Below are 21,752 nucleotides of genomic sequence, written 5' to 3' on the forward strand. Positions count from 1 at the left end.
GAGGCAACGATGTACCCCACCCACACCACCTTCACCACGGGCACGTGCCGGCTCCCCGCGCTTCCGCCTGCGGCGACGCTTCCGGAACCGGTCGCGGTGTACCGGGGCACCTGGGCCCCGGCCCCCGCCCCGGCGGAGCCCGCCCGGGCAGCCGCGCCCGGCCCCGCCGGGCACCCTGCGCCGGCCGCTCCGGCGCATCCGGCCGAGCCCGCCCGGGTACGGACGCCGCACCCGGCCCCGGCGGGGCATCCGGCGGACCCGGAGCCCGCCGCCTGGACGCCCGGCCCGCGTCCCGCACCGGCGGCCCCCGCCCGGCCGGCCGCCCCCGCGCCGGGGGCGCACCCGGCCCCCGCCGCTCCGGCGCATACGGCCGAGCCGGCCCGGGCGCGTGCGCCGCACCCGGCGGCTCCGGAGGCCGCCGCCTGGGCGCGGCCCCCCGCCCGCCCGGCCTCCGCCGCGCCGGGGGCGTATCCGGCCACCGCCGGGCACCCGGCTGTTCTGGAGGCCGCCGTCTGGGCGGCGCCCGCCCGCCCGGCCACCCCCGCGCCGGGGGCGCACCCGGCTCCCGCCGCTCCGGCGCATCTGGCCGAGCCCGCCCGGGCGCGTACGCCGCACCCGGCCCCGGCGGCGCCCGCGCCTGCCGGGCACCCCGCACCGGCGCCGCACCCCGTGGTTCCGGAGACCGCCGTGCGGGACGGGCGTGGCGGTGAGGCGGCGACGCAGCCGTTCGGGGCCACCCGGTTCGGGTCCGGGGTCGCCGCCGCACACCCGGCGCGCCCGGAGCCGGCGGCCGCCGCCGGCTGCGCCCCGGCACCCCGTGCCGCCGAGCGGGCCGACGCGGCCCCGGCCGGGATCCCGCACCCCACCCCCGAGCCGCCCTCCGGCGTGCCCGGGCCCGGGCCCGCCGAGATCGCCGCCCGGGCCGTCGCGCGCGGGATGCGCACCGAGGAGCCCGGCCCGCGCGACGGCCTCCCGCGACCCCCGCGCGGCAGCGGCAGCGGCAGCGGCACCGCCGTCACGGAGGTCCCGCTGCACCTCCCGTTCCGCCCGCAGTCACAGCCGCAGCCTCAGGCCCCCGCCCCCGCCCCCGTCGCCCGCGCCCCGAAGAAGCCGCCCGCCGGCCGCCGCGTACCCCGGGGGGACGACCGGCTCCGGGAGCACCGGGGGCCCGTGCTGCCCGGCTGGACCGCGGTGCTCGTCGGCGGCCTCGCCCTCCTCGGCTGCGCGGCCGTGCTGTGGCGGGCCGGGGCGGTCCCCGCCACCGTGGTCGCCGCCTTCGGGGCCACGCCCCGCGCCTACCAGGGGCTGCGCGCAGCGCACTGGCCCCCGCTCGCCCTCCTCGGCATCGTCACCCTCCTCGCGCTCGGCGGCCTCGGCCGGGCCAAGGCGGGCCACGCCTGGGTGCTCACCCTCTTCGGCCGCTACCGCGGCACGGTCCGGCGTACCGGCCTGACCTGGATCAGCCCGCTCCTGCTGCGCCAGCGGGTCGACGTACGGCTGCGCCACTGGCGCAGCGAGCCGATGGCCGCCGTGGACTCCGGCGGGCTCGCCCTCCAGGTGGTCGTGCAGGTCGTCTGGCAGGTCAAGGACACGGCCAGGGCCACCCTCGCCGTCGAGGACCACATCGACTACCTGGCCGAGCAGGTCGAGTCGGCGATGGCCCGGGTGCTGTCCCAGCTGCCCGCCGACGCCTTCCACGAGGACGCCCCGACCCTGCGCGACGCCGAGGCCGTCGGCGACGCCCTGACCCGGATGGTGGCGGCCGAGACGGAGGCGGTGGGGATCGAGGTGTTCTCGGCCCAGCCCACCCGGATCGAGTACGCGCCGGAGGTGGCGGAGGCGATGCGCCGCCGCCGGGTCGCCGCGATCGACGCCAAGCACCGGGACACGGTGCTGACCTCGGTGGTCGACGCCGTGGACGACACGGTCCACCGGCTGACCTCGCGCGGGATCGTGGAGCTGGACGACTACGAGCGCAAGGCCCTGGTGAAGGACCTCACCGTCGCCTTCTACACCGGGAGGTCCGACCAGTAGCGGACGTCACGGGGGTTCCGCGCGAGGACGGGTGGCCGGTAATGACCGGACCACCCGTTTTCGCATTGGTATAGACATGGCCAACTCCCGTCAATACTGTGGGACTTGGTCTAGACCTAGTGCCGACAGCTCCGAGCCGCAATCCCCACCGGCCCGCCAGGGCCGATCCCCACGCGCGCGCACGTCCCCGCCGGAATCCCCTCCCCCCACGCCCAAGGAGCACCATGCGTTCCTTCCGCATGCCCTCATGGCCCTCGCGCCCCGCGCACTCCGCGCGCCCCTCCCGCACCTCGCGCCCCGTGCGCGTCGGCGCGGCCGCGACGGTCGGGCTCGGCCTCCTCGCAGGCGCCGCCCTGTTCGGCGCGCCCAGCGCCAGCGGTCACGGCTACACCGACACCCCCATCAGCCGCCAGAAGCTCTGTGCCAACAGGACGGTCTCCGACTGCGGGCCCATCCAGTGGGAGCCGCAGAGCGTCGAGGGCTACAAGGGCTTCCCCGCGGCCGGCCCCGCCGACGGGAAGATATGCGCCGGCGGCCACGCCGAGTTCGCCCAGCTCGACGACCCGCGCGGCGGCAACTGGCCCGCGACCCGCGTGAACTCCGGCCAGCCCTTCGACTTCCGCTGGCAGTTCACCGCCAACCACTCCACCACCGACTTCAAGTACTACGTCACCAAGGACGGCTGGGACCCGACCAAGCCCCTCACCCGCGCCTCCCTCGACCCGCAGCCCTTCCTGGTCGTCCCCTACAACGGCGGCCGCCCGGACATGACCACCATCCACCGCGGCTCCATGCCGGCCGGCAAGACGGGGCGGCACATGATCCTGGCCGTCTGGACGGTCAACGACACCCCGATGGCCTTCTACTCCTGCTCCGACGTTCAATTCTGACGGAACGTCAGCTAACCTCCGGCGGCATGCGGACCACGACAGCACCCGATGCCGCCGAGACCGTCGCGGAACTCGTCGCGCGCCAGTGGGGCGACCACCGGCCGGGACTGATGTACGGGGCCGGCGCGGCCGACAGCGCCGGACCCGTCGTCCTCAGCCGCCACCGGGCCGCCCAGGAGGCCGCCGCCCGCGCCGCACTCCTCGCCGACCTGCTGCCGGCGGGCGCGGAGCCGCACGTGGGGGTGCTGCTCGACAACACCCCCGAGTTCCCCTCCTGGCTCGGCGCGGCGGCCCTCGCGGGGGCCGCCGTCGCCGGGATCAACCCCACCCGGCGCGGCCCCGAGCTGGCCCGGGACATCCTGCACACCGACTGCCGGATTCTGGTCACCGAGCCCGCCCACCTCCCCCTCCTGCGCGGCCTCGACCTGCCCGGCGTACGCCTCCTGGTGACCGGCACCGAGGAGTACGCGGCCCTGCTCGCCCCGTACGCCGCCGCGAAGCCCGGCGAGGCCCGCGTGCGCCCGGGCGGCCCGGACCCCGGCACCAGGCTGCTGCTGTACTTCACCTCCGGCTCCACCGGCGCCCCCAAGGCGGCCGTCTGCAGCCAGGGCCGCCTCGCCGCCGCCGGGGGATCGCTCGTCCGGCAGTTCCAGGTCACCCCGGACGACGTGCACTACGTCTGCATGCCGCTCTTCCACGGCAACGCCGTGATCGCCGACTGGCTGCCCGCCCTCCACGCCGGAGCCCCGGTCGCACTGCGCCGCCGCTTCTCGGCCTCCGCGTTCCTGGACGACGTACGGGCCTACGGGGCGACGTACTTCACCTACGTCGGCCGGGCCGTCCAGTACCTGCTGGCCACCGCGCCCCGCCCCGACGACCGCGAGCACCGGCTGCGCCTCGGCTTCGGCACCGAGGCGGGCGCGGTGGACGCGGCCCGCTTCGCCGAACGGTTCGGGGTCCGGCTGGTCGAGGGGTACGGGGCCACCGAGGGCGGCGCCTCCGTCCAGCGCGGCCCCGGCACCCCGGAGGGCGCGCTGGGCCGGGCCGCGCCCGGGGACGACCTGGCCGTGGTCGACCCGGACACGGGCCGCGAGTGCCCGCCGGCCCGGCTGGACGCGCGGGGCCGGCTGCTCAACGGCGACGAGGCCATCGGCGAGCTCGTCAACCGGGGCCGGAGCCCCTTCGAGGGCTACTGGCGCAATCCGGACGCCGAGGCGGCCCGCACCCGGGGAGGCTGGTACTGGACCGGCGACCTCTTCTTCCGGGACCCCGAGGGCTTCCTCTACTTCGCGGGCCGCACCGACGACCGGCTGCGGGTCGACAGCGAGAACCTGGCCGCCGCGGTGATCGAGAACGTCCTGGCCCGCTGGGAGGCGGCGGCCGCTGTCGCCGTGTACGCGGTCCCGGACGAGGTCGCGGGGGACCAGGTGATGGCCGCCGTGGCCCTGCGGGAGGGCGTGGCCTTCGACCCGGAGGCCTTCACCGCCTTCCTCGCCGCGCAGCCGGACCTCGGCACGAAGATGGCCCCGCGCTACGTCCGGATCCTCGACGAGCTGCCCGTCACCGCCACGAACAAGATCCACCGGGTGGCCCTGCGCCGGGCCGGCTTCCTCGGCCCCGGCCCGGTCTGGCATCGGGCCGGCGGCGCCTACCGCCCGCTCGGCGGGGAGGACCTGGCCGCGCTGCTGGCGGCGTACGAGGCCCAGGGCCGCCGGGAGCTGCTGGACCGCTGAGGGGTCGCCGGTCCGGTGCCCCCGATACCGGTTTGGAGCACCCCCGGGGAGCAGGTAGTATTTTCTCTGTCAGCAGGCGCCGCTAGCTCAGTTGGTTAGAGCAGCTGACTCTTAATCAGCGGGTCCGGGGTTCGAGTCCCTGGCGGCGCACCTGTCCTTCGGGCGGTTTCCGGTTCACCGGGAACCGCCCGAAGTGTTTTCCGGGCCGTCCCGCCCACCCTGCGGGAGCCTCGGGAGCCTCGGGATCCCTCAGAGCGTGAGCGACAGCAGCAGCGGCGCGGCCTTGCGGTTCAGGGTGTCGGCCGCGGCGCGCAGCCGGTGGGCGTGCTCGACGGGCATGGACAGGGCGAGGCAGCCCACGGCGGCGCCGGCCGTGATCGGGACGGCCGCGCAGACGGTGCCGACGGCGTACTCCTGGAGGTCCAGGACGGGGACGGTGGCCGGCTGGGCGTCCAGCTTGGAGAACAGGATCCGCTCGTTCACGATCGTCTTCGACGTCAGCCGGGCGATCTTGTGCCGGGAGAGGTGGTCGCGCCGCCCGTTCAGGTCGAGCTGCGTCAGCAGGCACTTGCCGACCGCGCTGGCGTGGGCCGCCGAGCGGAAGTCGACCCACTCGTGCACCTTGGGCGTGCGGGGGCTGTCCGCGAACTGGGTGATGCGGACCTCGCCGTCCACGTAGCGGCTGATGTAGACGGCCGCGCCGACTGAGTCCCGCAGCTTGTCGAGCGTGTCCTGGAGCTTTTCCTGGAGGGCCTGCTGCCGGTCCATGCCGGAGCCGAGCAGGACGAGGGAGTCCCCTATGGCGTAGGCGCCGTCCGAGACCTGGAGCACGTACCCTTCGCGCCGCAGCATGAGGAGCATCGGGGCGAGATGGACCGCGGGCAGGCCGGTCTCACGCGCGATCTGCACGTCGGTCACACCGCCGGTGTGCCGCGAGATCGTTTCGAGTACGCGCAGGGCGTACTGCACCGAGTGGAACGGCGCGGTCGGCTCGGGCTTCAGCGCCACGGTTTCCCCCTACCAGGTTGTTACCGCTTGCTCTACCACGATAGCCATCAAGAGGCCCACGTGGAGCGTGTGTTGAGGAGATTGATGGCTTAATCAAGTCCCCCTGCCTGGGCCTACTCGAATGTCATATGCCACTGGCACGGGCATGCCCCGGTCTGCCGGGAATGCCCGGCGAGCACATCCCGTTCGACTTCTTCGTACGAACGCCGTACGAGGCGTACGGGGCGCCGCGGGCGCACGAGCGGGACGGGACGGGAGCGACGATGAGCGACACCGGGGACACGGGCCGGCGCACGGACGGGCAGCCGGAGGATCCGCGAGGGGGACCGGTCCAGGACCCGGTTCGGGACCCGGTTCGGGACCCGATACAGGACCCGGTTCGGGACCCCGTCCAGGACCCGGTCCGCGGGACCGCGCGCGGCGAGGCGCCCGTACCGCTGTCGGTGCTCGACCTGGTCACCGTCGGCAGCGGCTCCACCGCCCACGAGTCCCTGCGCACCAGCGTCAAGATCGCCCGGCAGGCCGAGTCCCGCGGGTACCACCGCCACTGGGTCGCCGAGCACCACTCCATGCCCGGGGTCGCCAGTTCCTCCCCGGCCGTGATCCTGGCCCACCTCGCCGCGTACACCTCCCGCCTCCGGCTCGGCTCGGGCGGGGTCATGCTGCCCAACCACGCCCCGCTGGCCGTGGCCGAGCAGTTCGGCACCCTGGAGGCGCTCGCCCCGGGCCGGATCGACCTCGGGCTCGGCCGGGCGCCGGGCACCGACCCGCGTACGGCGGCCGCGCTGCGCGGGCCCGGGCGGCTGGACGAGGCGGCGGACGAGTTCCCCCGGCGGCTCGCGGAGCTGACCCGCTTCCTCGACGACGACTTCCCCGACGGGCACCCGTACTCCCGCGTGCACGCCGTGCCCGGACCGGTGCAGGGGCCCGCCGGCCGCCCGCCGCTGTGGCTGCTGGGCTCCTCCGGCTTCAGCGCCCGCCTCGCCGGGGAGCTGGGCCTGCCCTTCGCGTACGCCCACCACTTCTCCGCCGCCGGCACCCTGCCCGCGCTGGAGCTGTACCGCGAGAGCTTCCGCCCGTCGGCGGTGCTGGACGCCCCGTACGCCATGATCGGCGTCTCGGCGCTGGCCGCCGACACCGGGGCCGGGGCCCGCGCGCAGGCGCTCGCCGGCGCGCTGGCGATGCTCCGGCTGCGCACCGGCCGGCCCGGGCTGGTCCCGACGCCCGAGGAGGCGGCGGCGTACGACTTCTCGCCGGCGGAGCGGGAGTTCGTGGACTCCTGGCTCTCCAACATCGTCCACGGCACCGCCGACGAGGTCCGCGCCGGGCTCGACGCCCTGGTGAAGCGGACGGGCGCGGACGAGCTGATGCTGACCGCGAGCGCCCACAGCGGCGCCGCCCGCATCCGCTCCTACGGGCTCGTTGCCAATGCGTACGGGATGCCGACGGAGCCCTTGACGGCGAGGTGAGCGCGGCTGGATCCGCGAAGAACGGCGTTTGGCTGGTTTGTTGCCGAAACCTTGCCGCAGCATGACCTAAGTGAACCTTAAACCGCTCGTCACCCGGGGTGGCGGGCGGTTTTTGTTGTGCCCTCAGGTCTCTGACTAGGGCATTTGGCCGCCGAGTGGTCTAGTCCTTCTTTGGTCCAAACCATTGACTGGGGCGGCGGGTGATCGCTATCACTTCTCTCACCTAAAGCTGATGCCCTCCCCTCCCACCCCCACGGAGGCAGTTCATGCACATCCGTAAACCCCTCATCGCGGCCGCCGCCACGGCCGCGCTGGCAGCCGGAGCGCTGGCCACCTTCGCGGGACTCGGCACCGCCCAGGCCGCCGACGCCTCCACCACCGCCGCGGCCGGCGGCGTGCGGATCGCCTACTACGACCAGTGGAGCGTGTACGGCAACGCGTTCTACCCCAAGCACCTCGACACCCGGGGCATAGCGGGGAAGCTGGACGTCATCAACTACTCGTTCGGCAACATCCACCCCACCGACCTCACCTGCTTCGAGGCGAACAAGGCGGCGGGCGACGACAACAACCCCAACGCCGGTGACGGCGCGGGCGACTCGTACGCCGACTACCAGAAGTCCTTCAGCGCGGCCGACAGCGTCAGCGGCGTCGCCGACAAGTGGGACCAGCCCATCGTGGGCGTCTTCAACCAGTTCAAGCAGCTGAAGGCCAAGTACCCCCACCTGAAGATCAACATCTCGCTGGGCGGCTGGACGTACTCGAAGTACTTCAGCGACGCGGCCAAGACCGACGCCTCCCGCAAGAAGCTGGTCTCCTCCTGCATCGACCAGTACATCAAGGGCAACCTGCCCAAGGCCGACGGCTACGGCGGCCCCGGCACCGCGGCCGGGATCTTCGACGGCATCGACATCGACTGGGAGTACCCGGGCTCGTCCGGCGGCCACCTCGGCAACCACTACGCCCCCGAGGACAAGCAGAACTTCACCCTCCTGCTCAAGGAGTTCCGCGAGCAGCTCGACGCCTACGGCCAGGCCAACGGCGGCAAGAAGTACCTGCTGACCTCGGCCCTCCCGGCCGGCCAGGACAAGATCAAGTACATCGAGACGGACAAGATCGGCGCGTACCTCGACTACGCGAACATCATGACGTACGACATGCACGGCGCCTGGGACGGCGACGGGCCGACGTACCACCAGTCCCCGCTGTACTCCGGCACCAACGACCCGACCGACCCGATCGCCCCGGGCACCCAGAAGTACAGCATCGACAACGCCATCGACTCCTGGATCGACGGCAACCCGGCCTACGGCATCACCGGCGGCTTCCCCGCCAACAAGCTGACCCTGGGCTACGAGTTCTACTACCGCGGCTGGAAGGGCGTTCCCGCCGGGGCGAACAACGGCCTCGCCCAGCCCGCCACCGGCGCCTCCGGCGCCCGGCCCACCAGCCAGCAGGCCGGCATCGCCAACTACAAGGAGCTCGGCGGGATCGTCGACAACCCGGCGACGACCTACTGGGACGACCAGGCGAAGGCCTCCTACTTCTACAAGGACGGCGAGTTCTTCACCGGCCTGAACCAGAAGTCGATCCAGGCCCGGGTCGACTACGGCAAGCAGCGCGGCCTGGCCGGCGCGATGATGTACTCCCTCCTCGGCCTGGACAACAACACCACGCTGCTGAACCAGATCTCGGACGCCCTCGGCGGGACCACCGTGCCGCCGACCACCCCGCCGACGACGCCTCCCACCACTCCGCCCACCACGCCGCCGACGACTCCGCCGACGACGCCCCCGACCGGCTGCGGCAACGTCCCGGCCTACGTCCAGGGCACCGTCTACACCGCCGGCAACGAGGTGTCGCACAACGGCCGCAAGTACAAGGCCCAGTGGTGGACGCAGAACGAGGTGCCCGGCACCACCGGTGAATGGGGTGTCTGGAAGGACCTCGGCGCCTGCTGATCTCCCCCCACCCCGCGCCGAGCGCCGAACCGCCCCGCCCCTCCTCCCGAGGGGCGGGGCGGTCCCGGTTCCGGTCTCCTAGGGCGTCTGCGTGGTCCCCGTCGCGAACCGGGCCCCCGGCGGCGGCGCGATCATCTCCGCGATCCGCTCGGGTGCCACGGCCCGGGAGTACAGCCAGCCCTGGCCGGTGTCGCAGCCGACCCGCCGCAGCCGGGCCGCCTGCCCGGCCGTCTCCACGCACTCGGCGGTGACGGTCAGGCCGAGCCGGTGTGCGAGCTGCACCAGGGCCTCCACGATGGTCTCGTCGGCCGGGTTCGGGTGGGTGCCCTCCTCGTAGCGGAAGCCGCGGACGAAGGAGCCGTCCAGCTTCAGCACCGACACCGGGAGCCGGCTCAGGTAGGCCAGGTTCGAGTAGCCGGTCCCGAAGTCGTCGATGGCGATCCGCACGCCCATGTCGCTCAGCGCCTGGAGCGCCTGCAGCGGCCGGCCGGCCGACCCCATCACCGCGGACTCCGTCAGCTCCAGCTGCAGCAGCTGCGGGGCGAGACCGGTCTCGGCGAGGATCTCCGCCACGTCACCCACCAGGTCCGAGTCCCACACCTGGCGCACCGCCACGTTCACCGAGACGAACACCGGCGAGTCGCTGGGCTGTTCGATCTGCCAGCGCCGCGCCTGCCGGCACGCCGTGCGCAGCACCCACTGCCCCAGCTGCACGATCGAGCCGTCCTCCTCGGCGATCCCGATGAACCGATTCGGCGTCAGCATGCCGAACTGGGGGTGGTTCCAGCGGACCAGGGCCTCCACCCCGCGCACCACCCCGCTCTCCAGGTCCACCAGCGGCTGGTACTCCAGCTCGAACTCCCCGCGCTCCACGGCCGGGCGCAGGCTGGACGAGAGCGCCTGCCGGGTCATCCGGTGCGCGTTGCGCTCGGGGTCGAAGAGGGTCCAGCGGGCCTTGCCGTCCGCCTTCGCCCAGTACAGCGTGGTGTCCGCGGCCTGCATCAGCCCCGTCGCCGAGGTGCCGGCCGCGTCCCGCTCGACCACGCCGATCGACGCGGACACCGACAGCCGCTGCCCGGCCAGGTCGAAGGGCTCCTGCACGGCGGCCAGTACGCTGCGCGCCAGGTCCGCGAGCTGCTCGGTGCCGGTGGAGTCCTCGACCAGCAGGGCGAACTCGTCGCCGCCGAGCCGGGCGACGAGGTGCCCGCCCGAGCGGCCGTAGCCGGACTGGTCGGCGCACTGGGTGAGCCGGGCCGCCACGGCGGTCAGCAGCCGGTCGCCGACGCGGTGGCCCAGGGTGTCGTTGACCGCCTTGAAGCCGTCGAGGTCCAGGTAGCACAGGCCGATCCGGCCGGTGCCGCCCGTGCCGTAGGCGGAGGCCTCCAGGGCGGCCGAGAGCCGTTCGAAGAACAGCGCCCGGTTGGGGAGCCGGGTGACCGGGTCGTGCATCTGGAGGTGCCGCAGCCGGGCCTGGAGGTCGCGCCGGTCGCTGATGTCGGCGACGGACAGCAGGACGTCCGGGGTGCCGGTCACCGGGCCGAGGGTGACCTCGGTCCACAGCGAGTGCCCGTCGGGGTGCTTGAGGCGGCGGGTGCAGCGCAGCCGGGCCTGCCGTCCGCGCAGCACCTCCTGGTAGGCCTGCCAGGTACGCGCCTCCGCCGCCAGGTCCACCAGGTCGGCGGCGCACTGCCCGGCGAGGGCGTGCGGCTCGGCACCCAGGAGGGCGGCCAGGGCCCGGTTGGCGGCGATCACCTCGCCGCTGCGGCCGACGACGGCCATGGCGAGGTGGGCCGCGTCGAAGGCGGCGCGGTAGTCGCGGGGTTCGGGCACGACAGGCACCGCGGGGTGACGCTCCGTAAGGGTCGGACGGATGCTCTCGGCCGCCGAACCGGTCTCGTCTGAGGTTCCGCTCACCGTTCGCTCCCGCTGTGTTCGTGAGTGTCCGCGCAGGAAAGTGTGCCGATCATAGAGGCTGCCGGGAGGCCCTATCCAGCGGCGTCGCCGTGCGGGGCCGGGTCCGTCGCCGTGCTGACGCCTTCGGGGGGAGGTGCTGACGGGGTGTCGGACAGCAGTCGGGCGACCGTTTGCGCACGCCTGTGAACGCCTGGTGACGGCGACTGTTCTCACGTGATCGAACGTGACGTTCTGTAGCGACGGGCGTCAAAGGCGGGGGTCACCGGCTTGCCGCATCGCTCACTCATGTGGGGCACCGGAACAGGACATTAGTCAGACAATCGCCTCAAGGTGGATGGGACGGGACGAATCCACCACCGGGAGGTCGATGTGCGGCGAGAGCAGACACCCGGGGGAGTGGACCGCTCCCGCATGCGAAGTACGGCCGCCGCGCTCACCTCTCTGACGGCGCTCGCCGCCATGTCGCTCGTCGCGGGGCCGGCGGTGGCGGCCGACAGCACGGCCGCGGGGCCCTGCGCGCTGACGCGGACGGCCGCCCACCACTCCCTCGGCGTGGACACCTGGAACGCCGCCTACCCCAAGCCCGAGCGCACCCTGAACGCCGTCATGGTGTTCCTCTCCTTCCCGGGCCACCGCGCCGCCGTGACGCCCCGGGAGCTGACGGCCGACTACTTCCCCGCGACCAGCGACTTCTTCGAGCGGGCCTCCTACGGCCGGTTCCGGCTGGTCCCGCACCCGCAGGAGCGGTGGATCCGGATGCCCCGGCCGGCGACCGCGTACGGGATACAGCGCGACTGGGCCCCCGAGGACCGGGCCGCCTACCTGCGGGACGCGGTCGCGGCCGCCGATCCGCTGGTCGACTTCAGCGCGTACGACGTCGTGTACTTCGTAGCCGACCCGGGCGCCCCCGGCGTGGACTCCGACGCCACCAAGGTCGTCAACTTCGACCGCCCGATCGTCGCGGACGGCGCGGAGCTGCGGCGGATCGTGACCGTCTTCGAGCGGCACCCGCCGGACCGCAACGTGCTGGCGCACGAGACCGGGCACGTCTTCGACCTGCCCGACCTCTACCACCGCCCGACGGACGGCAAGGGCGACTGGGACACGTACGTCGGCGACTGGGACGTCATGGGAAGCCAGTTCGGGATGTCCCCGGACCTGTTCGCCTGGCACAAGTGGAAGCTGGGCTGGCTGGATCCCGCCCAGGTGGACTGCGTACGGTCCGGCACCTCGCTGCACACCCTCCAGCCGCTGTCGCAGGCCCCGCCGCCCGGCGGCACGGGCGGCACCCGGCTCGCGGTGATCCGTACGGGTCCCGGCAGCGCGATCGCGGTCGAGGCGCGGGGCTCCGCCGGCAACGACGGGGACACCTGCACGGAGGGGGTCCTGGTCTACCGGGTCCGCAACGAGGCGGCCTCGGGCGGCGGGCCGATCGAGGTGCTCGACGGCCACCCCCGCACGGAGGCCTGCTGGGACCGCTCGGTGTACCCGCCGCTGGCGGACGCGCCGCTGGAGGTCGGGGAGACCTTCACGGTACCGGGGGAGCGGATCACCATCGAGGTGGCGGACCGGACCCAGTCGGGCGCCTACACGGTGAAGATCACGACCTGAGGGGCCGTCCGCGCGCACGCCGTGCGCACGCCGCGCACACGAAGAAGGCCCCCGCTCCGAAGAGCGGGGGCCTTCTCCCGTCTGTGCGCCGCCAGGGACTCGAACCCCGGACCCGCTGATTAAGAGTCAGCTGCTCTAACCAACTGAGCTAGCGGCGCCTGCTGACGTCGTAGACATTAGCAGGCGTTTCGGCCGAACCAAAAATCGATACCGGGCCGCGGACGGCGTGCAGGAACGCCCAGAGCAGGGAGTCCGGCCCCGGCAGCCAGGGCAGCCGGGTGTCCGGGGCCACCAGCCACCGCGACGGCCCGGGGGCGGCGGCCAGCGGCGGCACGGTGACGGCGTCCCCGTGGCCGTGGCACAGCGGGGCCGGGGCGGCCGGGCCCCACTCCTCCCAGGCGAGCAGTGCCGGGAGCCGCTGGGCGGTGCCGGGGGCGGCGAAGAGCAGCATCCGGCCGCGGTGGACGGCGGCCGGTCCCGATCCGGGCCCCCGCTCCCAGAGCAGGTCGAGCATCCGGCGGCCGAGCACGAGCGGAACGTTGACGACGTCGAACGCGGTCCCGCAGGGCAGCGCCGCGGGCGAGGCGGGCCGCGCCTCCCAGGCCGCGAGGGTCTCCCCCGGGTGCGCCGAAGCGGAGGCCAGCCAGGCGGCGCCCTGCGCGGTCACCTGGGTCGCGGGCGCGGTGCGTGCGTCGGGGCCGTCGAGGGCGGGGCAGCCGGCGGCCGTCGTCAGGGTCGTCATATGCCAGATGTACCCGGCGTAGTGTGACCATTTCGCGGAGTTACCGAAAACCGGGACAGGGTGGGCGGTCCTGGGGTATGTTGCGCCGCGCATATGCCACACGGCCCCGCGACCTCCCGGCCCCGCCGCCCGCGCCCTGTGTCCCGTATCCCGTACGGCTAGACCGTGTCGGGGGTGGTGCCGCGCTGGAGGTCCTCGCCGAACTCGATCATCTTGCGGGCGTAGTCCTCGGTCCACTCCGCGATCGCGGCGATGGCCTCCGGCGGGAGCCGGTCGAAGCGCCGGGGGTCCGCCAGCTGGGCCGCCGCCAGGGCCTGGAACTCCACCGCCCGGTCCTGCGCGGCCCGGAACGCCATCGTCAGCTCGGTGGCCCGGGCCAACAGCTCGCGCGGGTCCTCGATGGACTCCAGGTCGAAGAAGTGCTCCGGGTCCGTGGCGGCCTCCGAGGGCTCGAAGAGCAGCGGAGCCGGCCGCTGCCTCCGCTCGGTCCGCTCGGGCTCTGCCATGCGTGTCCTCCTGCTGCGCTCCGGATCCTGGGCCACCCTCCATTGTCCAGCGTCGCGCAAGGGTGCCGGGAGTCAGGCCGCCACGGGCTCCTTCACCAGCGCCGCGACGTCGTCCAGGACGCCCGCCAGTTCGGCGGCCAGGCCCTCCGGCGCGTTGAAGCCCTCGGCGCCCACCAGGCCGTTGATGCCGGCGATCGCCACCGAGCGCTCGGCGGGGAGCATGCCGAGCTGGGTGAGCACCGGCAGGAGCATCCGGGCGGCCGGGGCGCCGCCGGTGCCGCCGGCGCTGTAGCTGACCAGGCCGACCGGCTTGCCCTGCCATTCGCGGTAGAGGAAGTCGACGGCGTTCTTGAAGGGGGCGGTGAAGCCGCCGTTGTACATCGGCAGGACGAACAGGACCGCGTCGGCGGAGTCGACGATCGCGCTCCAGTCGCGGGTGTGCTGGTGGGCGTAGTTGCCGGTGGAGGCGTACTCCGGCTCGTCCAGGAAGGGCAGTGCGAGCTCCGCGAGGTCCACCGGGGCGACCTCGAAGGCGCCGTGGTCGCGGGCCTGGCCGGCGACCCACTCGGCGACGGGGCGCCCGGAGGAGGTGGGGCGGGTGGCGGCGGAGATGACGAGCAGTCGGGTCATGGTGTTGAACTCCCGTTGGGTCTGTTGCGGTGTGCGGTCCGCAGTCTGGTTGTTGACGTGTCACCTAGGGAAATCGGTAGCTCGTGATATGTCAACTACATGGTTGATGTGTCACCAAACTGGGTAGTCTGCACCCATGACCGACGCCCCCGAGCCGGCCCACCCCCGCTGGCTCACCGAGTCCGAACGGCACGCCTGGTACGCCTGGCGCCGCATGTTCCCCCTCGTCGACGCGGAGATCGCGCGGGACCTCACCACGGACAGCGCCCTCTCCGAAGCCGACTACGACGTCCTGTCGGCCCTCGGCTCGACCGAGGGCCACCGCATGCGGATCAGCGCCCTCGCCGTGCTGATGCAGTGGTCCCGCAGCCGCCTCTCGCACCAGATCAGCCGGATGCAGCAGCGCGGCCTCGTCACCCGCGAGGAGGTCGAGGGCGACGGCCGCGGCGCCGAAGTGGTGCTCACCGGCCAAGGGGTCGACACCATCACCGCGGCGGCCCCGCTGCACGTGGAATCCGTACGCCGGCACCTGATCGACGTCCTCACCCCGCAGCAGCTGGACGCCCTCGCCGACGCCGGCGAAACCCTCCGCCGCCACTTCGGCATCACCCGCAAGGGCTACGACGGCTAGGCCGTACCCTCGCCACATGCACCGACCCGCCACCCTGCGGCCGCCGTTGACCGAGGACGAGGTGGCCGACGCCGAGCGCGCGCTCCACGTCCGCTTCCCCGCCGAGTACCGCGCCTACCTGCGGGGCCCCGACCCCGACGGGTTCGGCGTGGTGCGCACCGAGGACGGCTGGCGCTGGCCGGGCGACGACCACCTGCGCCGCGACCTGCTGCCCGAGCCGTTCCCGCACCCCGACTCCTACGCGGCGGCCGACATCGCGCTGTGCGAGGCGGAGCCCCGGGAGGAGGACTTCGACGACCCCGCCGAGATGACGGCGGCCTGGAACGCCTGGGACGCGGAGTGCGAAGTGTTCGAGGACGGCCGGACGGCGGGCGCGATGCGCCTCCAGGAGCACGGCTGCGGCTTCTCCACCCTGCTGGCGGTCTCCGGGCCGCTGGCCGGCACGATGTGGTGGGACGGGCGCGCCAGTTGCGACCGCATCATCCCGCTCTCCCTCGACCACGCGGGCGGCGGCCGGCCGGCCACCTTCGGGGAATGGCTCGGCCGTGACTCCTGGGACCTGCTGCCGCCCGGCTGGGGTGGTCCCACCAGCTGAAACCCCCTGGCCCGGCCGGGGCGGACGCTGTTGGATGGCCCGATGGACGGCTACGAGATCTCCACCGACCCCGACCGGCTCGACAACGAGCGGGTCCACCGCTGGCTCTCCGAGGACGCCTACTGGGCCCTCGGCCGCAGCCGCGAGAGCCACGACCGGGCCGTCGGCTCCTCGCTCAACTTCGGCGCGTACGACAGCGCTTCGGGCGCCCAGCTCGGCTACGCGCGGATCGTCACCGACCTGGCCACCTTCGCCTGGCTCTGCGACGTGTACGTGGACCCCGGCGCGCGCGGCAAGGGCCTCGGCGGCGCCCTCGTCGAGGCGGTGAAGGCCCACCTGGCCCCGTACGGCCTGCGCCGCATCATGCTGGCCACCGCCGACGCGCACGAGGTCTACGCCCGCGCCGGCTTCGCGCCGCTGGCGACGGTGGAGAAGTGGATGCTGTTCGGCGAGCAGTAGCAGTAACCGCCCCGGCCGGTCGGTCGGCCGGCCGGCCGGCCCTCAGTCGTCCCAGGTCGCCACGAAGTCGTGGAAGCCCTCGGAGAACACGGCCGGAACGGCTTCGTCGACGGGGCGGCCGTTCAGCCAGGTCGCCCGCGCGGTCTCGCTCTCGGTGTCGAGCAGGCAGCACACGGCGCCGGAGGCGGCGGCGAGGCCGGTGAACGCCTCCCGGATGCTCGCCGAGCGCGTGAAGAGCCGGCTCATCTCGGAAGTGGCCGCGGTGAAGTCCAGCAGCGCGTGGCGGGGGTGGAGCGGCGATTCGAACGTCCCCGTCAGGTAGACGTACCCGACCTGCATCCTCCCGAGTGCGTCGGGCACCAGGCCGCGGCCGTCGAGGTACGCGCGCACCGCGGCGTCGGCACCGAACATGATCGAGGTGTCGAGGTCGAGCCGGCCGCCCGCGGAGCAGTCGACCGGCTCGCTCCCGAACCCGGACGTGAACGGGACGGTGACCCGCTCACCGCCGGGCAGGGTGACCGTCAGCGGCGGCACCCGGTCGGTGGGCGGCGCCAGCCGGGTGAGCTCGCCGAGCGCCCGGGCGACGTTCCGCGCGGGCAGGTAGATCTGATAGCCGTAGTCGAGCCCCATGCGCCCCAACCCCCTTGAAGTCCGGCCCGGATGCTCGCACGTCCCGGCCACGCGGAGCACCTGATTTCCGGCCCTGCGGCGCCCCCTACGGCCGCCAGCGGACGCGGTGTTCGGCCAGGTGGGCCAGGACCGAGTGGTTCGCCTCCCACCCGTCGGGGAACTTGACCGTCACGCCCAGCTGGACCGGTTCCGTCGACGGGTGGTCGTCCAGCAGCTCCGCTATCCCCGCCCGGGCCACCACCACGCAGGCGTGCCGGTGCCGGGAGGCCAGGACGCACAGGCGGCCCGTCTCCAGGTGGAACGCCGTCGCGTCGGGGCGGCCCGACAGGGGGTGCAGGACCACCGTGAGGTCGTACTCGCGGCCCTGGAGCCGGTTCGCCGTGTCCACCGTGACCCCGGTGACGCCGAGGGACGCCAGCGCCGTGCGGACGGCCGCCGCCTGGTCGCGGTGGGCGGTGCCGACGGCGATGCGGTCCGGGGTCAGGGGCGCAGGGGCGGGGGAGCGTTCGTCCGAGGTCACCGCGCCCCGGTCCAGTGCCCGGCGCACCACCAGGGCGACCGCCCCCACCGCCTCCGGGTCCGTGCGCGGGGTGTGCCGGGCGGGCAGCTCCAGCAGCCCCCAGCCCGACGCGGCGGCCTCGTCCAGCACCCGGTCCGGGCCCGAACCGTCGCCCGCGACCCCGTACGCGAGGCGCCGCTCGCCGGGGCCGGTGCCGCTGCGGAACTGCGAGTACGGGTAGAAGGCGCGCGAGACCAGCGGCGCCGCCGTCGCCGGGAGCCGCCACGACACCGGCAGCCGGTGCTGCGGCAGCCCGGGGTTGTGCGCGAGGAGCGTGGAGACCGCCGACGCCGAAGGGTCGTACGACAGCCCGGCCCACTGCTCCGCGCCGACCACGCTGAACGGGTCCAGCTGCCCCGGGTCGCCCACGAACAGGGCCCGTTCGAACAGCCCGGCCACGGCCAGCAGGGCGTCCGAGCGCATCTGGTACGCCTCGTCGACGATCGCGTGCTCCCACGGCGCGTCGGCCTTCACGTACGCCCACTTGGCGGCCGTGGAGATGGTGACCGGCAGCTCCGCCAGGTCCGCCGGCTTGGCGGACAGGGTGACCGAGGGGAGCCCGCGCAGCGCCGGGTCGTAGGCGTCGCCGTCGCTGCTGTGCAGCCGGCCCACCTTCAGCTCCGGGTCCTTCTCGGCGAGCCGCAGCACCAGGTCGTCGACCTGCGCGTTGGTCTGCGCGACCACCATCAGCCGGCGCCCGGCGGCGGCCAGCTCCCGGGCCGCCCGCACCACGAGCGTCGACTTGCCGGCGCCCGGCGGGGAGTCCACCACCACGCCCCGGTCGGTGCCGTGCAGGGTGTCGTGGAGGATCGCGGCGGTGGCCCGGTCGGCGGCCGCGCCCGGGTCGAAGGCGGTGGTCACAGCAGGTCCTCGTCGGTCACGGCGTCCAGGGCGGGGGCGGTCGCGGAGCCCGGCGGGCCGCCGTGCGTCCACGGGGTGTTCTCCGGGTCCGGCAGCTTCGGGCCGCCGCGCGCGTCGTGCTCGAACAGGGTCCAGCAGTCCCGGTCGCCCTTCTCCGGCACCGAGCCCGCCACCGGCTCCCGGCCCGCGCCCATCTTGTCGAGCACGCGCAGCACCAGCTGCCCGTCCTCCTCGTACCGCACGAACTCGAAGGCCTGCTGCCGTCCGTCCAGCGAGCGGAACACCTTCCCGCCGCCCGCGTCGGCGAGCTGCGGCCGGTCCTCGGTGGCCACGGTCACCAGCGGGCGCGGCCGGGGGCGCTTGCCCTCCGACCACTCCATCAGCACCTCGGTGACCTCGCCGGCGAAGGCCTCGCCCGCGAACCGCCGGCCCGCCATGACGAGCGGGTCGTCCAGCGCCTCCTGCGCGTCGAGGCGCACCTGCTCGGTCTCCCGCGTGGCCAGCTTCTGGGCGGCCGTCACCGCGTCGTCGCGGCGCGGCTGCGGCGGCTCGCCCGCCCGGACCCGGTCGCGGTGGCCGGTGAAGGACCAGCGGTCGCGGGTCCAGCGCTCCTCGGTCCGCTCGCCCGGCGGCAGGGTGCGCATCAGGTCGACCGCCGCCCAGGTCTGCCACCAGGCGGTCTCCATCTGGCTCAGGACCAGCCGGCGGACCGCCCGCTCGGCGAAGCGCGCGGTGTCCCCGCCGCCGTCCGCGTCGGCCGCCCGGGCCGCGTCGAACTTCGCGATCGCGGGTGCGAGCAGCGTGTTGTCGAAGGCCGGGTCGGTGGCCGGGCCGGCCGGCGGGACCGTCAACTGGCCGTCCGCGTCCCGCGCGAGCTCCACGCGCAGCGCGAACTCGGCGCCGGAGAGGCCCTCCGGCGGGTCGATCCAGCCGAGCAGCGCCCCGAGGTGCTGGTCCTCCAGGTCGCTCTGGCCCGTGGCCCAGTGCCGGCCCAGCAGGTCGGTGGCGGACAGCAGCATGGAGGAGCCGGGGACGCGGGAGCGTTCGGCGAGGTGCGTGAACCAGCGGCCGAGCAGCGGCACCTGGGTGGGGGCCGGGTAGGGGTTCTCCGGGTCCTCCTCGGCGGTCCGGCGGAACCGCATGGAGCGGCCCAGCAGGCGCACGTACTCGATGCCCGCCCGGCTCGGCACGACGATCTGCGGGGCGTCCACGCACAGTTCGGCCTCGACCTTGACCTTCTTGCCGGTCTCCGGGTCGGTCTCGGTGCGTTCGGCCGGCTCGACGACGTCCGTGTACCCGTCCACGTACGCCATGACGTGCACGGCGAGGTCGGCGAGGAACCGCCAGCGCAGGTCGCGGTCGCGGGGCTGGGGTATGACGAAGATCCGCGGCTCGTGCCGGTCGGTGCCCAGCATCGCGCCCAGCGGGGCGCCCGCCTCGCCGGCGGTGGTGAGCGGTACGAAGACCAGCGGCTCGGCGCTCAGGTGGCGGTGCCGCACGGTCGCGAGCGGCTGGGCGCGGCCCGCGCGGACCGCCTCCAGCCGGGCCAGGGTGCTCAGCAGGGGCATTCGGGGGTCTCCGGGGCCTGGTACGGGGGTCGGGCGGCGGCCGAGGCGAGCGCCTCGGCGCGCAGCCGGGCCGCGTCGCGCAGGGCGGCGGCGGTGGGGTCGGTGCCGGCGTCGGCACCGGCACCTGCGTCGGGACCGGCACCGGGGCCGGCACCGGGGCCGGGGCCGGGGCGGAAATCCGCTCCGGCGGCCGCGGCGAGGGCGGCCTCGACGGTGGTCAGGCCGCCCAGCTCGCCCCGGACGGAACGGCCCAGCGCGGCCGGCTCCCCGGCGTCGCGGGCCCGCTCCCGGCAGTGGAAGGCCAGCTCGCAGGCGGCGAGGCACTCGGGGGCGTAGGCGGCGGAGACCGCCGAGACGGCCTCGGTCAGCTCGGCGGCGGGCCGGGCGGGGTCGAAGCACAGCCCTTGCGGCAGCCCCTCGGCCAGCTCCTCCACCCGGGTCAGCCGCTCCAGCTGGCGGCGGGTCACCGCCCGTTCCCGGCGTACGTCCACGAGTGCGGCGGTGGGCAGGTTGGAGAAGTCCTTCGGGCAGACGAGCAGCACCTGGTGGCCGACCTCGGCGCCCTCCAGCTTCCCGGCGGTCTGCTCCAGGGCCAGCACGTACACGGCGGCCTGCCGCGCGGCGGCCCCCACCTTCGCGGCGTCGGCGGCCCCGTCGATCATCGGGAACGACTTGATCTCCACCACGGTCCACCGGCCGTCGGGGTGCACCACGACGGCGTCGGGCTCCAGGTACGCGGGGGTGCCCGCCACCTCCAGGGCCAGCATCGGATGGTCCAGCAGCGTCCACGTCCCGGCGGCGGTGGCCTCCCGCAGGGCCAGCGCCGTCCGCGCGGCACGCCCCTCGGGACCCGCGGCGGTCAGGTCCGGCACCCGGGAGTCCGGCCCGGGCGGCTCGGCCCCGCCGCCGAGGCGGGCGTGCGTCAGCCGCAGCAGCTCCGCTCCGCCGTCGCCCTTGACCCGGGCCTCGAAGGAGTTGCCGCGGACGATCGCGAACTGCGACTGCCCGAAGGAGGCGGGAGAGCCCAGCGCGGCCGCGAGCGCGGTCTTGTCCACCCCGGCGCCGTCGAGCAGGGCCCGTCTGCCGCAGCCGGGATTGGCGGCGAGGGCGGCGAGCGCCCGCGCGTCGAGCGGGCGGGGCGGCACGGCGGGGCCGCGCAGGTCGGCGAGCCGCTGCCGCAGTGTCGTCTGGGGCGGGCCGTCGGGCGGGTAGGAGCTCACGGGCGGAAGTGTCCCATCCGCCACTGACAATCGTGGTCATACGGCGGAAACGGTCCGGTCCCCGCCGTTGCGGCCGCGTCGGGGATGATGGACGGACGGTGAACCCCCACGGACCGGGAGAAACACAGATGGCCCCCCGCATCCTGCTGGCCCGCCACGGCCAGACGGCATGGTCCCTGCTCGGCAAGCACACGGGACGCACGGACGTGCCGCTGCTGGAGGAGGGCAGGCTGGGGGCGAAGCGGCTCGGCGAACGCCTGGCCCGGGAACCCTGGGCGGGCCTGCGCGGCCTGGAGGTGCGCACGAGCCCGCTGGTCCGCGCGAGCGAGAGCTGCGACCTGGCCGGCTTCGGGGCCCAGGCCGATCCCTGGGACACGCTGATGGAGTGGGACTACGGCGATTACGAGGGCATGACCCCGGCCGAGATCCAGGCGGTCCGGCCGGGCTGGCTGATCTGGCGCGACGGGGTCCCGGGCGGCGAGTCCGTCGCCGACGTCTCGGCGCGCGCCGACGAGGTCGTGGCCTGGGCCCGCGCGGCGGAGCGCGACGTCCTCGTCTTCGCCCACGGCCACATCCTGCGCACCCTGGCCGCCCGCTGGCTCGGCTTCGAGGCCTCCTTCGGCGCGCGGATCCGCCTGGACCCCACCTCCCTCTCGGTCCTGGGCTGGGCCTACGGCGCCCCTGCGCTGGAACGCTGGAACGACACGGGCCATCTGGAAGGCTGACCCCAA

The 21,752-nt window shown here is 74.3% G+C and carries 19 protein-coding genes and 2 tRNA genes; 11 read left to right on the forward strand and 10 right to left on the reverse strand.

Going from position 1 to position 21,752, the window contains the following annotated elements; all coding sequences use genetic code 11:
* Nucleotides 1-9 precede the first annotated feature (9 nt).
* The 4 genes from ACQKM2_RS08190 (at nucleotide 10) to ACQKM2_RS08205 (ending at nucleotide 4,807) form a co-directional block, all read left to right on the forward strand.
* Entirely contained in the window at nucleotides 10-2,034 is a 2,025-nt protein-coding gene (locus tag ACQKM2_RS08190) for an SPFH domain-containing protein (RefSeq protein ID WP_427707555.1), read from the forward strand.
* A gap of 299 nt (nucleotides 2,035-2,333) precedes the next feature.
* Entirely contained in the window at nucleotides 2,334-2,924 is a 591-nt protein-coding gene (locus tag ACQKM2_RS08195; protein ID WP_427707774.1) for a lytic polysaccharide monooxygenase auxiliary activity family 9 protein, read from the forward strand.
* A 26-nt stretch (nucleotides 2,925-2,950) separates the two neighbouring features.
* Nucleotides 2,951-4,657 (forward strand): AMP-binding protein, encoded by a 1,707-nt coding sequence (locus ACQKM2_RS08200; protein WP_427707557.1) that lies wholly within the window; start codon nucleotides 2,951-2,953, stop codon nucleotides 4,655-4,657.
* Between the two features lie 76 nt (nucleotides 4,658-4,733).
* A tRNA-Lys gene (locus tag ACQKM2_RS08205) sits at nucleotides 4,734-4,807 on the forward strand.
* Nucleotides 4,808-4,906: 99 nt separating this feature from the next.
* On the opposite strand, the gene ACQKM2_RS08210 is transcribed toward ACQKM2_RS08205, so the two are convergent.
* Nucleotides 4,907-5,665, reverse strand: coding sequence for an IclR family transcriptional regulator (locus ACQKM2_RS08210; RefSeq protein ID WP_007264223.1), 759 nt, complete (start codon nucleotides 5,663-5,665; stop codon nucleotides 4,907-4,909).
* A gap of 263 nt (nucleotides 5,666-5,928) precedes the next feature.
* Between ACQKM2_RS08210 and ACQKM2_RS08215 the strand changes: the two genes are divergently transcribed.
* Nucleotides 5,929-7,134: an LLM class flavin-dependent oxidoreductase gene (locus ACQKM2_RS08215; RefSeq protein WP_427707777.1), complete on the forward strand. Its 1,206-nt coding sequence runs from the start codon at nucleotides 5,929-5,931 to the stop codon at nucleotides 7,132-7,134.
* A 266-nt stretch (nucleotides 7,135-7,400) separates the two neighbouring features.
* Complete coding sequence (locus ACQKM2_RS08220) at nucleotides 7,401-9,095, forward strand: glycosyl hydrolase family 18 protein (RefSeq protein WP_427707559.1); 1,695 nt, start codon at nucleotides 7,401-7,403, stop codon at nucleotides 9,093-9,095.
* Nucleotides 9,096-9,173: 78 nt separating this feature from the next.
* On the opposite strand, the gene ACQKM2_RS08225 is transcribed toward ACQKM2_RS08220, so the two are convergent.
* Nucleotides 9,174-11,009 carry a putative bifunctional diguanylate cyclase/phosphodiesterase gene (locus tag ACQKM2_RS08225; protein WP_427707561.1) on the reverse strand — a complete coding sequence of 612 codons (1,836 nt, stop codon included), beginning with the start codon at nucleotides 11,007-11,009 and terminating at the stop codon, nucleotides 9,174-9,176.
* A 411-nt stretch (nucleotides 11,010-11,420) separates the two neighbouring features.
* Here ACQKM2_RS08225 and ACQKM2_RS08230 point away from each other — a divergent pair, with 411 nt between their 5' ends.
* Complete coding sequence (locus tag ACQKM2_RS08230) at nucleotides 11,421-12,620, forward strand: M6 family metalloprotease domain-containing protein (protein WP_427707563.1); 1,200 nt, start codon at nucleotides 11,421-11,423, stop codon at nucleotides 12,618-12,620.
* Nucleotides 12,621-12,704: 84 nt separating this feature from the next.
* Here ACQKM2_RS08230 and ACQKM2_RS08235 read toward each other — a convergent pair.
* From ACQKM2_RS08235 to ACQKM2_RS08250, 4 genes are all read right to left on the reverse strand, one after another.
* Nucleotides 12,705-12,778: transfer RNA gene (locus ACQKM2_RS08235), tRNA-Lys, on the reverse strand.
* Nucleotides 12,769-13,362, reverse strand: coding sequence for a bifunctional DNA primase/polymerase (locus ACQKM2_RS08240; RefSeq protein WP_427707564.1), 594 nt, complete (start codon nucleotides 13,360-13,362; stop codon nucleotides 12,769-12,771). The genes ACQKM2_RS08235 and ACQKM2_RS08240 overlap by 10 nt, the downstream gene beginning before the upstream one ends.
* Before the next feature lie 158 nt (nucleotides 13,363-13,520).
* The gene (locus tag ACQKM2_RS08245) at nucleotides 13,521-13,868 is read right to left on the reverse strand and encodes a hypothetical protein (protein ID WP_427707567.1); all 348 of its coding nucleotides are present in this window, start codon (nucleotides 13,866-13,868) and stop codon (nucleotides 13,521-13,523) included.
* Nucleotides 13,869-13,940: 72 nt separating this feature from the next.
* Nucleotides 13,941-14,498 (reverse strand): NADPH-dependent FMN reductase, encoded by a 558-nt coding sequence (locus ACQKM2_RS08250; RefSeq protein WP_427707569.1) that lies wholly within the window; start codon nucleotides 14,496-14,498, stop codon nucleotides 13,941-13,943.
* A gap of 136 nt (nucleotides 14,499-14,634) precedes the next feature.
* Here ACQKM2_RS08250 and ACQKM2_RS08255 point away from each other — a divergent pair, with 136 nt between their 5' ends.
* From ACQKM2_RS08255 to ACQKM2_RS08265, 3 genes are read left to right on the forward strand one after another with little or no spacing between them, the layout of a single operon-like run.
* A complete protein-coding gene (locus ACQKM2_RS08255; protein WP_427707571.1) occupies nucleotides 14,635-15,129 on the forward strand; it encodes a MarR family winged helix-turn-helix transcriptional regulator in 495 nt (164 codons plus the stop codon).
* A gap of 16 nt (nucleotides 15,130-15,145) precedes the next feature.
* Entirely contained in the window at nucleotides 15,146-15,724 is a 579-nt protein-coding gene (locus ACQKM2_RS08260) for an SMI1/KNR4 family protein (protein ID WP_427707572.1), read from the forward strand.
* A gap of 42 nt (nucleotides 15,725-15,766) precedes the next feature.
* Nucleotides 15,767-16,183, forward strand: a complete 417-nt coding sequence (locus ACQKM2_RS08265; protein ID WP_427707574.1) for a GNAT family N-acetyltransferase — start codon at nucleotides 15,767-15,769, stop codon at nucleotides 16,181-16,183.
* Nucleotides 16,184-16,225: 42 nt separating this feature from the next.
* Here the strand turns inward: ACQKM2_RS08265 and ACQKM2_RS08270 are convergent, their stop codons facing one another.
* The 4 genes from ACQKM2_RS08270 to ACQKM2_RS08285 all read right to left on the reverse strand — a co-directional run bounded on the left by ACQKM2_RS08270 (nucleotide 16,226) and on the right by ACQKM2_RS08285 (nucleotide 21,051).
* A complete protein-coding gene (locus tag ACQKM2_RS08270) occupies nucleotides 16,226-16,813 on the reverse strand; it encodes a hypothetical protein (protein WP_427707576.1) in 588 nt (195 codons plus the stop codon).
* An 85-nt stretch (nucleotides 16,814-16,898) separates the two neighbouring features.
* Nucleotides 16,899-18,233 carry an AAA domain-containing protein gene (locus ACQKM2_RS08275; protein WP_427707578.1) on the reverse strand — a complete coding sequence of 445 codons (1,335 nt, stop codon included), beginning with the start codon at nucleotides 18,231-18,233 and terminating at the stop codon, nucleotides 16,899-16,901.
* Nucleotides 18,230-19,801 (reverse strand): hypothetical protein, encoded by a 1,572-nt coding sequence (locus ACQKM2_RS08280; RefSeq protein ID WP_427707581.1) that lies wholly within the window; start codon nucleotides 19,799-19,801, stop codon nucleotides 18,230-18,232. The genes ACQKM2_RS08275 and ACQKM2_RS08280 overlap by 4 nt, the downstream gene beginning before the upstream one ends.
* Nucleotides 19,789-21,051 carry a hypothetical protein gene (locus ACQKM2_RS08285; protein WP_427707584.1) on the reverse strand — a complete coding sequence of 421 codons (1,263 nt, stop codon included), beginning with the start codon at nucleotides 21,049-21,051 and terminating at the stop codon, nucleotides 19,789-19,791. The genes ACQKM2_RS08280 and ACQKM2_RS08285 overlap by 13 nt, the downstream gene beginning before the upstream one ends.
* 98 nt (nucleotides 21,052-21,149) lie before the next feature.
* On the opposite strand from ACQKM2_RS08285, the gene ACQKM2_RS08290 reads away from it, so the two are divergent.
* Complete coding sequence (locus ACQKM2_RS08290; RefSeq protein ID WP_362461802.1) at nucleotides 21,150-21,746, forward strand: histidine phosphatase family protein; 597 nt, start codon at nucleotides 21,150-21,152, stop codon at nucleotides 21,744-21,746.
* Nucleotides 21,747-21,752 lie beyond the last annotated feature (6 nt).

The organism is Streptomyces sp. NPDC004126 (genome assembly GCF_050275515.1).
Lineage (GTDB): Bacteria > Actinomycetota > Actinomycetes > Streptomycetales > Streptomycetaceae > Streptomyces.